Annotated in this window: 11 protein-coding genes; 7 read left to right on the forward strand and 4 right to left on the reverse strand. The window is 71.1% G+C overall.

The features are described 5' to 3' along the window. Positions 1-109 precede the first annotated feature (109 nt). The 7 genes from guaB to GH747_RS14360 all read left to right on the forward strand — a co-directional run bounded on the left by guaB (position 110) and on the right by GH747_RS14360 (position 10,233). Positions 110-1,627 (forward strand): IMP dehydrogenase, encoded by a 1,518-nt coding sequence (gene guaB, locus GH747_RS14330; RefSeq protein WP_149770277.1) that lies wholly within the window; start codon positions 110-112, stop codon positions 1,625-1,627. A gap of 42 nt (positions 1,628-1,669) precedes the next feature. Further along, complete coding sequence (locus GH747_RS14335; protein ID WP_149770278.1) at positions 1,670-2,773, forward strand: GuaB3 family IMP dehydrogenase-related protein; 1,104 nt, start codon at positions 1,670-1,672, stop codon at positions 2,771-2,773. A gap of 90 nt (positions 2,774-2,863) precedes the next feature. Next, complete coding sequence (locus GH747_RS14340; protein ID WP_205602943.1) at positions 2,864-4,579, forward strand: helicase HerA-like domain-containing protein; 1,716 nt, start codon at positions 2,864-2,866, stop codon at positions 4,577-4,579. A gap of 85 nt (positions 4,580-4,664) precedes the next feature. Then, complete coding sequence (locus GH747_RS14345; RefSeq protein ID WP_149770280.1) at positions 4,665-6,281, forward strand: succinic semialdehyde dehydrogenase; 1,617 nt, start codon at positions 4,665-4,667, stop codon at positions 6,279-6,281. 102 nt (positions 6,282-6,383) lie between these two features. Beyond that, the gene (locus GH747_RS14350; RefSeq protein WP_149770281.1) at positions 6,384-8,090 is read left to right on the forward strand and encodes a GMC family oxidoreductase N-terminal domain-containing protein; all 1,707 of its coding nucleotides are present in this window, start codon (positions 6,384-6,386) and stop codon (positions 8,088-8,090) included. A gap of 64 nt (positions 8,091-8,154) precedes the next feature. Further along, positions 8,155-9,711 (forward strand): glutamine-hydrolyzing GMP synthase, encoded by a 1,557-nt coding sequence (gene guaA, locus GH747_RS14355; protein ID WP_149770501.1) that lies wholly within the window; start codon positions 8,155-8,157, stop codon positions 9,709-9,711. A gap of 3 nt (positions 9,712-9,714) precedes the next feature. Next, positions 9,715-10,233, forward strand: a complete 519-nt coding sequence (locus GH747_RS14360; protein WP_149770282.1) for a DinB family protein — start codon at positions 9,715-9,717, stop codon at positions 10,231-10,233. 12 nt (positions 10,234-10,245) lie between these two features. Here GH747_RS14360 and GH747_RS14365 read toward each other — a convergent pair whose 3' ends face one another. The 4 genes from GH747_RS14365 to nhaA all read right to left on the reverse strand — a co-directional run bounded on the left by GH747_RS14365 (position 10,246) and on the right by nhaA (position 14,395). After that, complete coding sequence (locus tag GH747_RS14365; RefSeq protein ID WP_149770283.1) at positions 10,246-11,493, reverse strand: RNA polymerase sigma factor; 1,248 nt, start codon at positions 11,491-11,493, stop codon at positions 10,246-10,248. Positions 11,494-11,503: 10 nt separating this feature from the next. Further along, the gene (locus tag GH747_RS14370) at positions 11,504-11,848 is read right to left on the reverse strand and encodes a YciI family protein (RefSeq protein ID WP_149770284.1); all 345 of its coding nucleotides are present in this window, start codon (positions 11,846-11,848) and stop codon (positions 11,504-11,506) included. An 83-nt stretch (positions 11,849-11,931) separates the two neighbouring features. Beyond that, positions 11,932-12,879, reverse strand: a complete 948-nt coding sequence (locus GH747_RS14375) for a GNAT family N-acetyltransferase (RefSeq protein ID WP_149770285.1) — start codon at positions 12,877-12,879, stop codon at positions 11,932-11,934. Between the two features lie 208 nt (positions 12,880-13,087). After that, positions 13,088-14,395, reverse strand: a complete 1,308-nt coding sequence (gene nhaA / locus GH747_RS14380; protein WP_228552934.1) for a Na+/H+ antiporter NhaA — start codon at positions 14,393-14,395, stop codon at positions 13,088-13,090. Positions 14,396-14,614 lie beyond the last annotated feature (219 nt).

Here is a 14,614-nt window from a genome sequence, read left to right on the forward strand (position 1 = left end):
CGTCCTGTCTGCGGCAGGCAGGCGGGAAGCGCTGGCGCCCCTCCTGCGTTGACGCCCTTGATAGGGACCCTCGTTAGGATGGGACCGTCGGGTGATCAGGAAGGACGTCATGGATCTCAATGCCAGCGGAGTGCCGGAGAAGTTCGCGGCTCTGGGCCTCACCTACGACGACGTCCTGCTCCTCCCCGGAGAGACCGACGTCATCCCGAGCGAGGTCGACACGACCGCTCGGCTGACCCGTGGCATCTCGCTGCGCATCCCGCTCGTGTCGGCCGCGATGGACACCGTCACCGAGGCCCGGATGGCGATCGCGATGGCCCGCGAGGGCGGCATCGGGATCCTGCACCGCAACCTCTCGGTGGAGGACCAGGCCTACCAGGTCGACCTCGTCAAGCGCACGCAGACCGGTGTCATCTCCAACCCGATCACGATCACCCCCAAGGCCACCCTGGAGGAGCTCGACGAGATCTGCGGCCAGTACCGCGTCTCCGGGCTTCCCGTCGTCGACTCCGACGACAAGCTCCTGGGGATCATCACCAACCGTGACCTCCGTTTCGTCCCCGTCGCCGAGTGGTCCCGCAAGACCGTCGGCGAGATCATGACCCCGATGCCGCTGATCACCGGCCCGGTCGGGATCGACCGTGACGAGGCGTCGGCGCTGCTGCGCAGCCACAAGAAGGAGCGCCTGCCTCTGGTCGACGAGACCGGGCACCTCCGCGGGCTGATCACGGTCAAGGACTTCGTGAAGTCGGAGCAGTTCCCCGATGCGAGCAAGGACGAGCACGGGCGTCTGCTGGTGGGTGCGGCTGTCGGCTTCTTCGGTGACTCCTGGGAGCGTGCGTCCGCCCTGGTCGAGGCCGGCGTCGACGTGCTCGTCGTCGACACGGCGCACGGCCACGCGAAGGCGCTGCTCGAGATGATCGCACGTCTCAAGGCCGACCCGGCGACGTCGCACGTCCAGATCATCGGCGGCAACGTGGCGACGTACGCTGGCGCCAAGGCGCTCGTCGACGCGGGCGTGGACGCGGTCAAGGTCGGCGTCGGCCCCGGATCCATCTGCACGACCCGCGTCGTCGCAGGCGTGGGTGTCCCGCAGGTCACGGCGATCTACGACGCCTCGCGGGCGACCAAGCCGGCCGGCATCCCGTTGATCGGCGACGGTGGCCTCCAGTACTCCGGCGACATCGCCAAGGCGCTCGTCGCGGGTGCGGACACGGTGATGGTGGGCTCGCTGCTCGCCGGCACCGAGGAGAGCCCGGGCGAGCTGATCTTCGTCAACGGCAAGCAGTACAAGAGCTACCGCGGCATGGGGTCGCTCGGGGCGATGTCGTCGCGCGGCAAGAAGTCGTACTCGAAGGACCGCTACTTCCAGGCCGACGTCACCAGCGACGACCAGCTCGTGCCCGAGGGCATCGAGGGGCAGGTCGCCTACCGCGGCCAGCTCGGCGCGGTCGTACGCCAGCTCGTCGGCGGGCTGCACCAGTCGATGTTCTACGTCGGCGCTCACACGGTGCCCGAGCTGCAGGACCGCGGGCAGTTCGTCAGGATCACCGCGGCCGGGCTCAAGGAGAGCCACCCGCACGACATCCAGATGACGGTCGAAGCACCGAACTACGCGCGTCTCTGACGCCTTCGCCGGTCGTCGTGCCACGTCACTAGACTGCGAGGCATGGACATCGAGATCGGCGCCGCCAAGCGCGGCCGCAGGGCCTACGCGTTCGACGACATCGCCATCGTGCCGAGCCGCCGGACCCGCGACCCCGAGGAAGTGTCGACGGCCTGGCAGATCGACGCCTACCGGTTCGACATCCCGGTGATCGCCGCGCCGATGGACTCGGTGATGTCCCCGGAGACCGCCATCCAGCTCGGGCGGCTCGGCGGGCTGGGCGTGATCGATCTCGAGGGTCTGTGGACGCGGTACGACGATCCGGCGTCGCTGCTCGAGGAGGTCGCCGGCCTCGAGCCCCGCGAGGCCACGATGCGGCTCCAGAAGATGTACGACGAGCCGATCAAGGCCGAGCTGATCCACGAGCGCCTGAAGCAGATCCGCGAAGCCGGCGTCACGGTCGCGGGTGCCCTCTCGCCGCAGCGCACCAAGCAGTTCGCCCAGACGGTGGTGGAGTCGGGTGTCGATCTCTTCGTCATCCGGGGCACGACCGTCTCGGCCGAGCACGTGTCGGGTCAGACGGAGCCGCTGAACCTCAAGGAGTTCATCTACGAGCTCGACGTCCCCGTGATCGTGGGCGGATGCGCGACGCACCAGGCGGCGCTGCACCTCATGCGGACCGGCGCGGCCGGCGTGCTCGTCGGGTTCGGTGGTGGCGCTGCGCACACGACCCGCCAGGTCCTCGGTCTCGCGGTCCCGATGGCGAGCGCCGTCGCCGATGTCGCCGCGGCCCGGCGTGACTACCTCGACGAGTCGGGCGGCCGCTACGTCCACGTCATCGCCGACGGGTCGGTCGGACGCAGCGGCGATCTCGCGAAGGCCATCGCCTGCGGTGCCGACGCCGTCATGCTCGGCTCGCCGTTCGCGCGCGCCGAGGAGGCTCCCGGACGAGGGTTCCACTGGGGTGCGGAGGCATGGCACGCCGACCTGCCCCGCGGTCAGCGGATCGACCTCGGCACGGTGGGCTCGTTCGAGTCGGTCCTCTTCGGGCCGTCCACCGTCTCCGACGGCACGATGAACCTCGTCGGTGCGCTGCGTCGGGCGATGGCGACCACCGGCTACACGGAGCTCAAGGAGTTCCAGAGGGTCGCCGTCGTCGTCCAGTAGCGGGTCCGCCTCGCCGAGACAGGCCTTTGCTGGAGCGCAGCCTCCTCGGAGCGAGTGGCAGGTGCCCGCAGTCGGCGCTTGGATATGGACATGGGTGATGACGCCGAGGAGGCGCGCCGGGCAGCCGAGGAAGCCGAGCAGGCCGTCCGTGCGGCGCAGGAGCGCGCCGAGGAGGCGCGGCGCAAGGCTGATGCGCTGACCGCTGCCGAGCAGGCGGACCCGGCGTCCGCGCCAGCAGGCCAGCCCGAGAGCGAGCTCGCCGCCTCGATCGCGGCCGCGTACGCGTTCGAGGGATCGGCGCTCCAGATCGGGGCGCTCGTCGAGGACGGCGAGGCCCGCCCCGCTGCCCAGGTCCGCATCCCTCTCGCCATGCTCAACCGTCACGGACTCGTCGCCGGTGCGACCGGCACCGGCAAGACGAAGACCCTGCAGGTCCTCGCCGAGCAGATCGCCGCGCACGGTGTGCCGGTGTTCGCCGCCGACATCAAGGGCGACCTCTCCGGGATCGCCGTGCCCGGGTCGCCGAGCGACGCGCTCGCCGCCCGCTGCGCCAGCATCGGCCAGGAGTGGACGCCGACCGGCAGCAGGACCGAGTTCTTCAGCCTCGGCGGCGTCGGGACAGGCGTCCCGATCCGGGCGACGGTCGCCGACTTCGGGCCGACGCTGCTCGCGAAGGTGCTGGGCCTCAACGAGACGCAGGAGTCGTCGCTCGGGCTCGTGTTCCACTACGCCCGCAAGCACGATCTCGGGCTGATCGGCATCGAGGACCTGCGCGCGGTCGTGCAGCACCTCACCAGCGCCGAGGGCAAGGCCGACCTGGCCGAGCTCGGCGGTCTCTCGAAGGCGACGGCCGGGGTGATCCTGCGCGAGCTGATCGCGTTCGCGGACGCCGGCGCGGACAGCTTCTTCGGGGAGCCGTCGATCGCCGTCTCGGACTTCCTCCGGGTCGCCGACGACGGCACGGGCATCGTGTCGCTCCTCGAGGTCCCGTCGGTCGCGGACCAGCCTGAGCTGTTCTCGACCTTCCTGATGTATCTCCTGTCGCGCCTGTTCTCCGAGCTCCCCGAGGTCGGCGACGTCGACAAGCCGAAGCTGGTCTTCTTCTTCGACGAGGCGCACCTGCTCTTCAAGGACGCGTCGGACGACTTCCTCGACACGGTGGTGCAGACGGTCCGGCTCATCCGCTCGCGGGGTGTCGGTGTCTTCTTCGTGACGCAGACCCCGAAGGACGTGCCCGGTGACGTCCTCGCGCAGCTCGGCTCGCGGTTCCAGCACCAGCTCCGCGCGCACACGCCCGCGGACGCGAAGGCGCTCAAGGCGACGGTCTCGACCTACCCCACGTCGTCGTACGACCTGGCGGAGGTCCTCACGGCTCTGGCGACCGGCGAGGCCGTCGTGACCGTCATGAACGAGAAGGGCGCTCCGTCGCCGGTGGCCTGGACGCGGGTGCGGGCGCCACAGGGCTCCATGGACCCCATGCCGGCGGACGCGATGTCTGCGGCCGTGCAGGCCTCGCCGTTGCGGGAGAGGTACGCGACGGCGGCCGCGACCGGTGGGGGAGCGGCGAGCGTCCTCGCTCAGCGCCGGTCCGAGCAGGCGGCAGGTGACCCCGCAGGCCCGGAGGAGGAGCGTCGCGGCCAGCCGGGTGAGGTCTACCCCGAGGGCTGGGACGAGAAACCTGCGCCGAAGAGGCGTTCACGCAGCGGGTCGCGGTCGTCGCGGATGTCGCCGCTCGACCGAGCCGTCGGCGAGGCGAGCAGGACGTTCGCGCGCGAGATCACGAAGCGGATCTTCCGCAGACGCTGAGGGGGCGTCACGAATGCGCCACTGATCGTGGCGTATGGGTTACCGCGAGGTAGCGGCGGTGTGACCGCCGTTCTAGAGTGACGGCATGTCACCCCGCGACCCGAGCGCTTCGACACCTCCCGCGCTGCCTGCCGACCCCGAGCACGATCCGGCGGCCTCGTTCGCCGTGGACCCTGCCCTCGTCCGCGAGCTCGTCCCCGCACTGCGCGCCACCTCGGGCGAGAGCGTGACGACGTACGCGCCGTTCACGGGGCAGCCGATCGCGACGCTGCCGGTGTCCGACGTGGGTGACGTCGAGGACGCGTTCGCCGCAGCCCGTGCCGCCCAGCGCACCTGGGCCCGCACCGACCTCGGCCACCGGGCCGACCTCCTCCTCGACCTCCACGACGCCGTCCTCGACCATGCGGACGACCTCATGGACCTGGTGCAGTGGGAGTCGGGCAAGGCTCGCGCGCACGCCTTCGACGAGGTGCTGCACGTGGCGCTCACGGCGCGCTACTACGCCCGCACGCTGCACAAGCACCTCAAGACCCGGCGCGTGCCGGGCGTCTACCCGCTGCTCACCCAGGCGCGGATCAACCGGATCCCGAAGGGCGTCGTCGGGATCATCTCCCCGTGGAACTACCCGCTGACCCTGGCGGTCTCCGACGGCCTGCCCGCCATCGCCGCAGGCAACGCGGTCGTGCACAAGCCGGACGCCCAGACGCCGCTGTCCGCGCTGGCCGCGATCGACCTCTTCCGCGAGGTCGGGTTCCCGGCGAGCCTCTGGCAGCTGGTGAACGGTGACGGGCCGCTGATCGGCGGCGCGATCATCGACCGCGCCGACTACGTCTGCTTCACCGGCTCCACGGCCACGGGTCGCCGTGTCGCTGCGCAGGCCGCCCAGCGGCTCGTGTCCTGCTCGCTCGAGCTGGGCGGCAAGAACCCGATGCTCGTGCTCGCCGACGCCGACGTCGACCGGGCCGTCGAGGGGGCGGTCCGTGCCTGCTTCTCGTCCGCGGGGCAGCTGTGCGTCTCGATCGAGCGGCTGTTCGTGGCCGACGCGATCTACGACCGGTTCGTCTCGAAGCTCGTCAAGCGGGTCGAGCCGATGAAGCTGTCCGCGTCGCTCGCGTACGACGGTGACATGGGCTCGCTGGTCTCGCAGCGTCAGCTCGACACGGTCACCGCGCACGTCGCCGACGCCGTCGCCCACGGTGCCACCGTGCTCACGGGAGGGCGGCCGCGCCCCGACGTCGGGCCGTACTTCTTCGAGCCCACGCTCCTCGAGGGAGTCCACCCGATGATGCAGTGCTTCGCCGACGAGACTTTCGGCCCGGTCGTGTCGTTGTACCGGTTCGGGAGCGAGTCCGAGGCCATCGACCGCGCCAACGCGGGGTCGTACGGGCTGAACGCCTCGATCTTCACGCGCGACATCGCCCGCGGCCGCGAGCTGGCGCGCCAGATCAAGGCGGGCACGGTCAACATCAACGAAGGCTTCGCCGCGACCTTCGGCACGCTCGAGGCGCCGATGGGCGGGATGCGTGAGTCGGGGACCGGCCGTCGTCACGGCGCCGAGGGCATCCTTCGCTACACGGAGACGCAGTCGGTCGCCAACCAGCGTCTCCTGCCGCTGACGGCTCCCCGCTACGTCAGCGACGCCGCGTACCAGAAGTCCATCACCGCGGCGCTGAGGCTGCTGAAGAAGGCCGGCCGCGCGTAGCCCGCGTCCTCGGACCGCTCCCGGTCTCGATACGACATCGAAGATGACGTATTCGCTACCCGGGGGTAGCACAGACGTGACAGGGGTCATACCCTGACGCTTGTGACCCACGACTTCGCCCCGACGCACTACGACGTCCTCGTGATCGGCTCCGGCTTCGGCGGGAGCGTCACGGCGCTGCGACTCACCGAGAAGGGCTACCGCGTCGGTGTCCTCGAGGCGGGGGCGCGGTTCGCCGACGAGGACTTCGCCGCGACCTCCTGGGACCTCAAGCGCTATCTCTTCGCGCCCGAGGTCGGCTGCTACGGGATCCAGCGGATCAACGTCCTCAAGGACGTCATGATCATGTCCGGGGCCGGTGTCGGCGGTGGATCGCTCGTCTACGCCAACACGCTCTACGAGCCGCTCGAGCCGTTCTACCGCGACCGGTCCTGGGGGCACATCACGGACTGGAAGTCCGAGCTCGCGCCGTACTACGACCAGGCGAAGCGCATGCTGGGCGTCAACACGTACCCGTTCGTGTCGCCAGCCGACGAGGTCATGCGCGAGGTGGCCGAGGACCTGGGCGTCGGTGAGACGTTCCACCCGACGCCGGTCGGGGTCTTCTTCGGAGGCCCGGGGGAGACGGTCGCCGACCCGTACTTCGGCGGCGCCGGACCCGAGCGCGCCGGGTGCACGCAGTGCGGTGAGTGCATGACCGGCTGCCGTCACAACGCCAAGAACACGCTGGTCAAGAACTACCTCTACCTCGCCGAGCAGGCCGGTGCGGCCGTGCACGAGCTCACGACCGTCACGAGCGTGAGCCCGCTGCCCGGCGGTGGGTACGCCGTCGACACCCGCAGGACCGACCGCCGCCGGCGCGTCCCCCGGCGCTTCACCGCCGACCAGGTCGTGTTCGCCGCCGGCTCGCTCGGGACGCAGAAGCTGCTCCACCGCATGCGTACGCACGGGGTGCTCCCGCGGATCTCCGACCGCCTCGGCGTCCTCACCCGCACCAACTCCGAGTCGCTGCTCGGGGCGATCGCCGGCAACCGTGACGTCGATTACTCGCAGGGCGTCGCGATCACGTCGTCATTCCACCCCGACGAGGTCACCCACATCGAGCCCGTCCGGTACGGCAAGGGCTCCAACGCGATGTCGCTGCTGCAGACCGTGCTGACCGACGGCGACGGACCGCGGCCGCGGTGGCAGTCGTGGCTCAAGGAGCTGTGGGCGCAGAAGGGCAACGTCCGCGAGCTGTACGACCTCAAGCACTGGTCCGAGCGGGTGATCATCCTGCTCGTCATGCAGTCGGTCGACAACTCCATCACGACGTACATGAAGAAGAACCGCCTCACCGGCCGCATGCGCCTGACGTCGAAGCAGGGCAGCGGCGAGCCCAACCCGAGCTGGATCCCGAAGGCCAACGAGGCCGTCCGTCGTACGGCCGAGAAGATCGACGGCTGGCCCGGCGGCACGATCGGCGAGCCGTTCAACATCCCGCTCACCGCGCACTTCATCGGCGGCTGCGCGATCGGCGACTCGGCGGAGTCGGGGGTCATCGACCCGTACCACCGGCTCTACGGCTACGACGGGCTGCACGTCGTCGACGGGGCTGCGATCAGCGCCAACCTGGGCGTCAACCCGTCGCTGACGATCACGGCGCAGGCGGAGCGGGCGATGGCGTTCTGGCCGAACAAGGGCGAGGAGGACGCACGTCCGGAGGTCGGCCACGCGTACGCCCGGCTGGACGCGGTCGCTCCGAAGAACCCGGTCGTCCCCGCGGATGCACCGGCGGCGCTGCGCCTGCCCATCGTCGGTGTGAGCTGAGCCGCGCGTCCACCGACCAGCGGGGGCGGCCGTGTCGCTCGATAGGATCGGGGGCGTGACCGAGATTCCTGACCACGACCTGGTCCTCGTCGTCGACTTCGGCGCCCAGTACGCCCAGCTCATCGCCCGCCGCGTCCGCGAGGCGAAGGTCTACTCCGAGATCGTGCCTCACACGATGCCCGTCGAGGAGATGCTCGCCAGGAACCCGAAGGCCGTCATCCTCTCGGGCGGCCCGTCGTCGGTGTACGAGGACGGGGCACCGCGGCTCGACCCGGCCCTGTTCACGCAGGGCACGCCGGTCTTCGGCATCTGCTACGGCTTCCAGGCGATGGCGCAGGTCCTCGGCGGCACGGTCTCCAGCACCGGCCAGCGCGAGTACGGCCGGACCGACGTTGCGGTCGGTGACCACGGCGTCCTGCTCGCGGGCCTGCCCGACACCCTGCGGTCGTGGATGTCGCACGGCGACGAGGTCACAGCCGCGCCGGAGGGCTTCTCCGTCACCGCGTCCTCGCCCCGCGCCGCCGTGGCGGCGTTCGAAGACGTCGACCGCGGTCTCGCCGGTGTCCAGTGGCACCCGGAGGTGCTCCACAGCGAGCACGGCCAGAAGATCCTCGAGCGCTTCCTCGTCGAGATCGCGGGCTGCCGTCAGACCTGGACCATGGTCAACATCGTCGACGAGCAGGTCGACCGGATCCGCGAGACCGTCGGTGACGCGCGGGTGATCTGCGCCCTGTCCGGCGGCGTCGACTCGTCGGTCGCAGCAGCGCTCGTGCAGCGGGCGATCGGCGACCAGCTGACCTGCGTCTTCGTCGACCACGGGTTGCTGCGCAAGGGCGAGCGCGACCAGGTGGTGCGCGACTACGTCGAGGCGACCGACGTCAATCTGAAGGTCGTCGACGCGCGGGAGCAGTTCCTCGGCCACCTCGCCGGGGTGACCGACCCCGAGGAGAAGCGCAAGATCATCGGTCGAGAGTTCATCCGGACGTTCGAGGCGGCCGAGCGGGAGATCCTCGAGACTCCCGGCGCCCCGGTGAAGTTCCTGGTCCAGGGCACGCTCTACCCGGACGTCGTCGAGTCCGGCGGCGGTGAGGGGGCGGCCAACATCAAGAGCCACCACAACGTCGGTGGCCTTCCCGAGGACCTCGAGTTCAGCCTCATCGAGCCGCTCCGCACCCTGTTCAAGGACGAGGTGCGGCAGGTGGGCGAGCAGCTGGGCCTGCCTGCAGCGATGGTGTGGCGCCACCCGTTCCCCGGCCCGGGTCTCGCCATCCGCATCGTCGGCGCGGTCGACGAGGAGCGCCTGTCGATCGTGCGCGAGGCCGACGCGATCGCGCGGGAGGAGCTCACCGCCGCCGGACTCGACCGTGAGGTGTGGCAGTTCCCCGTCGTGCTCCTGGCGGACGTCCGCTCGGTGGGCGTCCAGGGCGACGGGCGGACGTACGGTCACCCCGTCGTGCTGCGCCCGGTCAGCAGCGAGGACGCGATGACCGCCGACTGGAGCCGTCTCCCGTACGAGCTGCTCGAGCGCATCTCGACCCGGATCACCAACGAGGTGAGCGAGGTCAACCGAGTCGTCGTCGACATCACCAGCAAGCCCCCGGGCACGATCGAGTGGGAGTGACGCGTGGCCATCGTCCCCGACACGAAGGACTGGACCTGGACCGCGCGCGAGGCGTGCCCGGAGTGCGGGTTCGACCCGGCGGGCGTCGTCCCAGCCGAGGTCGGAGCACGCGTACGCACGAACGCCGCGCTCTGGCCCGACGTGCTCTCGCGTCGCGCCGTCGGCGTACGCCCTGACGACAGCACGTGGTCGCCTCTGGAGTACGCCTGCCACGTGCGTGACGTGCTCGCCCTCTACCGGTTCCGGCTGGGGCTGATGCTCGACGAGGACGACCCGCTCTACCCGAACTGGGACCAGGACGCCACAGCCGTGGAGTCGCGGTACGCCGAGCAGGACCCGGCGACCGTCGCCGAGGAGCTCGCCCGCGAGGCTGCCCTGACGGCTGACGCGTTCGACGGCGTGGCACCCGAGCAGTGGTCGCGCACCGGACGCCGTACCGACGGGGCCTCCTTCACGGTGGTGACCTTCGCGACGTACTTCCTCCACGACATCGAGCACCACGCGCACGACGTCGGTGCCTGACGTCGCTGGCGCTCACGGTCCCAGCGCCTCGAGCTGCCCCTTCAGGTAGCGCCGCTGGGCGTCGTCGCCGGCGATCGCGATCGCGCACTGGTACGCGGCCGCAGCCTCCGCCGTACGCCCGAGGTCGGCGAGCAGGCGTGCGCGGACCGCGGGGAGGTAGGCGTACTCGCGCAGGCTCGGCGCGCCGGCCACCGCGTCGAGCGCCTCGAGCGCCGCGCCCGGACCCTCGACGTACGACACGGCCACCGCGCGGTTGAGCCTGACCACCGGGGTCGGCCAGACCTCGACCAGCCGGTCGTACAGGCGGAGCAGTGCCGGCCAGTCCGTCGTCTCGACGCTGACCGCCTCGGCGTGCACGCCGGCGATGGTGGCCTGCAGCGCGTACCGGCCGGCCCGCCCGTCTCTCGCCACGGCCCTCTCGACCGCCCGTGCCGTCGCTGCGCGCCCGCCGGCGATCAGGCGTACGTCCCAGGAGCCGCGGTCCTGACCGTCGAGGAGGACGATGTCGGCGGCACGCCGGGCCTCGGTCCGTGCCTGGGTGAACAGGACGAGTCCGAGCAGCCCGAGGACTTCCGGCTCGTCGGGGAAGATCTCGGCGAGGCTCGTCGCGAGTGCACGCGAGGACTCCTCCAAGGAGTCGGTCTCGGGATCACGGGGGCGCTCGTGCGCTGCGGTCGCGACCAGGTGCACGACCTCGAGCACGGTGTCGAGGCGCGCGGGCAGGTCGTCGGCGGTCGGGACGGCGTACCGGATCCCCGCGGCGGTGATCTTGTGCTTCGCCCGCGTGATGCGGGCGGCAGCCGTCGCGGGCTTGAGGAGCAGCAGGCCCGCAGCCGTCGGCGTCGGGAGCCCGCACACGACGCGGAGCGTGAGCAGCACCCGGTCCTGCTCGGCGAGCGCGGGATGGCAGCACGTGAAGACCAGTCGGAGCAGGTCGTCGTTCCAGTGCGCCGCCGCCTCGTCGACGTTGCGCGACTCCTCGCGCTGGACGAGGTCGGGCATCCGGTCGCGCAGCGAGCCCGCGCGGCGGTGCAGGTCGAGGGCGTGGTTGCGCGCCGTGCGGACGAGCCAGCCCACGCCGCTCTCGGGCACGCCGTCGCGCTGCCACGCCACGAGCGACCGCTCGAACGCGTGCTGGGCGCAGTCCTGGGCCGTGTCGAGGTCGCCCGCGGTGCGGACGGTCGCCGCGACCACGCGACCCCAGTGGTCGCGGTGCAGGGACGCGACGACGTCCGCGACGACGTCCGCGACGTCGGTCATCGAGCCTCGATCACACGGCCATGATGGGCCGCACCTCGACCACGGCGGACGGTGCCTCCTTGGCGAGCGCGAGCGCCGCGTCCAGCCCGTCGCACTCGATGACGTAGTAGCCGCCGAAGGCCTCCTTGGACTCGACGAACGGCCCGTCGGTCACGACCGGGTCCGGTCCGGTCCGGACCGTCGTGGCCGTCGTCGTCGGCTGGAGAGCCTCGCCGCCGTGATCGATCGCTCCCGCGGCCACGATGGCCTTGCTGAACCGCTCGTGCGCGGCCATCATCGCGCCCCACTCCGCCGGGGTCGCGTCGACCCAGGTGGACTCGTCGTCGAAGAGGATGAAGAGGTAGCGCTCAGACATGGTGGGCCTCCTTCGCCGGGGCCCCGCCGATCGGTGCCCTCACTCAGGTAACGAACAGCATGCGTCGAGATCGACAGCCGGCGCTACGCGACGTCGAGGAGCAGCTGCCACTGTGCCGCGACGCTCGCCGGACGGTAGCCGAGCGTGGTGTTGATCGCGAGCATGTGCGCGTTCTCCTGAGCGTTCCACGTGTGGATGCGACGCGCCTGCGGGCGTACGGTCGCGAGCGTGCCCATCAGCGCTGTCTTGACGAGCATCCCCAGCCGGTGCCCGCGGTGCTCGTCCAGCACGAGGGTGTCGGCCTGGATGACCGACTCCGGGCGTGAGTCGGCGAACTCCTCGACCGAGTAGGCGGCCAGCGTCCCCGTCGGGCGGTGCTCGACCACTCCGACGACGGCGACCCGCCCGCTGGCGCGGCGCCGAGCGGTGGCCGCGCGCAGACGGGCGACGTCCCACGCGTCCTCGGCGTGCGCCATCCCACCCGCCGGCGGCGCGGTGGTCATGCGGGTCATCAGGGCGGCGTACTGCTCCTCCCACTCCGCGGGAACCTCGTCGACCCACACGTGCGTGCGGTAGTCGGGGCCGGCCGCGAGCGCCGCCTCCGACTCGAGGCGGGCGAGGTGGTCCGGGTCGACCGGGAGATCGATCGTCAGCTGTCGCTCGACCTGCTCGAGCACCAGCCCGTGCGCGAGCGCGAAGCGGGTGGACGCATCGACGGGGACGGTGCCCACGCCCGTCGAGGGCTGCAGCTCGTCCGCGTCCGGCCACGGGCCACGCGGGTGGGAGGTGTCGGCCTGGACGACGTGGCGCCCGGCCGCACGGACCTCGCTCGCGACTCGCTCGGCGAGTGCGGTCCCGATCCCTCGGCCACGCCAGCGGGGGTCGACCCCGACGTCGACGATCACCACATCGGTGTCACCGACCTGCGGTAGGCGTACGGAGGCGTGCCCGACCACGGACTCGGGGGTCTGGGAGTCGTCGGCCACGGCGACCCACCGGTCGAGCGGCCGGTAGACCCTGTCGGCCATCATCTCGGCCGACAGTGCCAGGTCGGGGACGAGGTCGTCGTGACCACGGATCTAGCGATCGATCGCCTCGCGCACCCGGACGACCCCGCGCAGCGCCCAGTCCTCCGGCGAGGACAGCGAGGTCGGCAGCGGCACGGGCGCGAGGGAGACGGACATGGTCGCGAGTCTTGTCGCCGCGAGAGGTCGGGTCAAACCGGTTCTGCGCGCTGGGTCACTCGACGTCGCGGCGGCGCTGGTACGTGTCGGGGATCCCGTCGTGGTCGGCGTCCACCGCGTCCGCCTCGGCCACGCTGCGGTAGTGCCGGTTGCGTGTCGTGAGCAGGATCGCTGCCAGGACCGCCGCGAGCAGCGACCCCTCGAGCACGCCGATCTTGACGTAGTCGTCGCGTTCCGACCCGAGACCGTACGCGAGGTCTCCGATGAGCAGCGAGACGGTGAAGCCGATGCCGCCCAGCATCCCGACACCGACGACGTCGACCCACGCGAGGTCGGGGTCGAGACGGGCGTGGGTGAACTTCGCGGTGAGCCAGGTCGCGCCGAAGATCCCGACGGTCTTGCCGACGACGAGGCCCAGCAGGATGCCGTAGGTGATCGTCGACCGGTTGGCATCGACGAGGCCGCTGATGCCGCCGACGTCGACACCGGCGGCGAAGAAGGCGAAGACCGGGACGGCGATCCCGGCGGAGATGGGGCGCCAGACGTGCTCGAAGTGCTCGGCGAGACCCGGACCGGCCTCGGGGCCACCGGCCGCGGCGCTGCGCACCACCGGGACGGTGAAGCCCAGCACGACGCCGGCGACCGTGGCGTGGACGCCCGACGCGTGCACCAGCGTCCATGCCGCGAACGCGAGCGGGAGGAGGAGCCAGGCCGCGCGGACCCGCCGCTGGACGAAGAACGCGAACAGCGCGATGGGGACGACCGCCGCGGCGAGGTAGGCGATGTCGAGGTCGTCGGTGTAGAAGATGGCGATCACGACGATCGCGAGCAGGTCGTCCACGATCGCGAGCGTCAGCAGGAACGTCCGCAGGGCCGTCGGGAGGAAGGACCCCAGGACCGCGAGGACGGCGAGCGCGAACGCGATGTCGGTCGCGGTGGGGATCGCCCAGCCGCGGAGGGCGCCGTCGCCCGTGCGGGCGTTCACCGCGACGAAGATCAGCGCCGGCACCACCATGCCGCCGACCGCGGCGATGATCGGGATCGCAGCCCGGCGGGGATCGCGGAGGTCTCCGGCGACCAGCTCTCGCTTGAGCTCGAGGCCCGCGACGAAGAAGAAGATGGCGAGCAGGCCGTCGGCGGCCCACGTGCCGAGGGTGAGGTGGAGGTGGAGCGACTCCGGCCCGACCTCGTAGTCGCGGAGGGAGACGTACGCGTCGCCGGCGGGCGAGTTCGCCAGCACCATCGCGAGGAGCGCGGCGCCGATCAGCAGGAAGCCACCGACGGTCTCCTTGCGCAGGAGCGCCGCGATGCGTGAGGTCTCGGTCCACGATCCCCGCCCGAGGACGGTGTCGTCGTGCTGCACGATGGGCTCCTGAGGGATCGCCGGAAATGACGCCGACCAGACTTCCCGGCACACCGGGAGCCATCCTACCGATCGACCGGCGAGGCGCTCAGAGAGACGGGCGTCACAGAACCGTCCGGACGGGCGATATTCGGTCGCTCGGCGTCTGGGTGCGTCCTTACTCTGGAGGACGTGAAGAACCTCCCGCTCGCCGATCCAGGCACACCAGACATTCGCTCG

This window comes from Mumia xiangluensis, assembly GCF_010994095.1.
Taxonomy (GTDB): domain Bacteria; phylum Actinomycetota; class Actinomycetes; order Propionibacteriales; family Nocardioidaceae; genus Mumia; species Mumia xiangluensis.

Coding starts and splice junctions, on each gene's coding strand:
- guaB (WP_149770277.1), top strand. CDS start 110: ATGGATCTCAATGCCAGCGGAGTGCCGGAGAAGTTCGCGGCTCTGGGC.
- GH747_RS14335 (WP_149770278.1), top strand. CDS start 1,670: ATGGACATCGAGATCGGCGCCGCCAAGCGCGGCCGCAGGGCCTACGCG.
- GH747_RS14340 (WP_205602943.1), top strand. CDS start 2,864: ATGGGTGATGACGCCGAGGAGGCGCGCCGGGCAGCCGAGGAAGCCGAG.
- GH747_RS14345 (WP_149770280.1), top strand. CDS start 4,665: ATGTCACCCCGCGACCCGAGCGCTTCGACACCTCCCGCGCTGCCTGCC.
- GH747_RS14365 (WP_149770283.1), bottom strand. CDS start 11,493: ATGACCGACGTCGCGGACGTCGTCGCGGACGTCGTCGCGTCCCTGCAC.
- GH747_RS14370 (WP_149770284.1), bottom strand. CDS start 11,848: ATGTCTGAGCGCTACCTCTTCATCCTCTTCGACGACGAGTCCACCTGG.
- GH747_RS14375 (WP_149770285.1), bottom strand. CDS start 12,879: ATGATGGCCGACAGGGTCTACCGGCCGCTCGACCGGTGGGTCGCCGTG.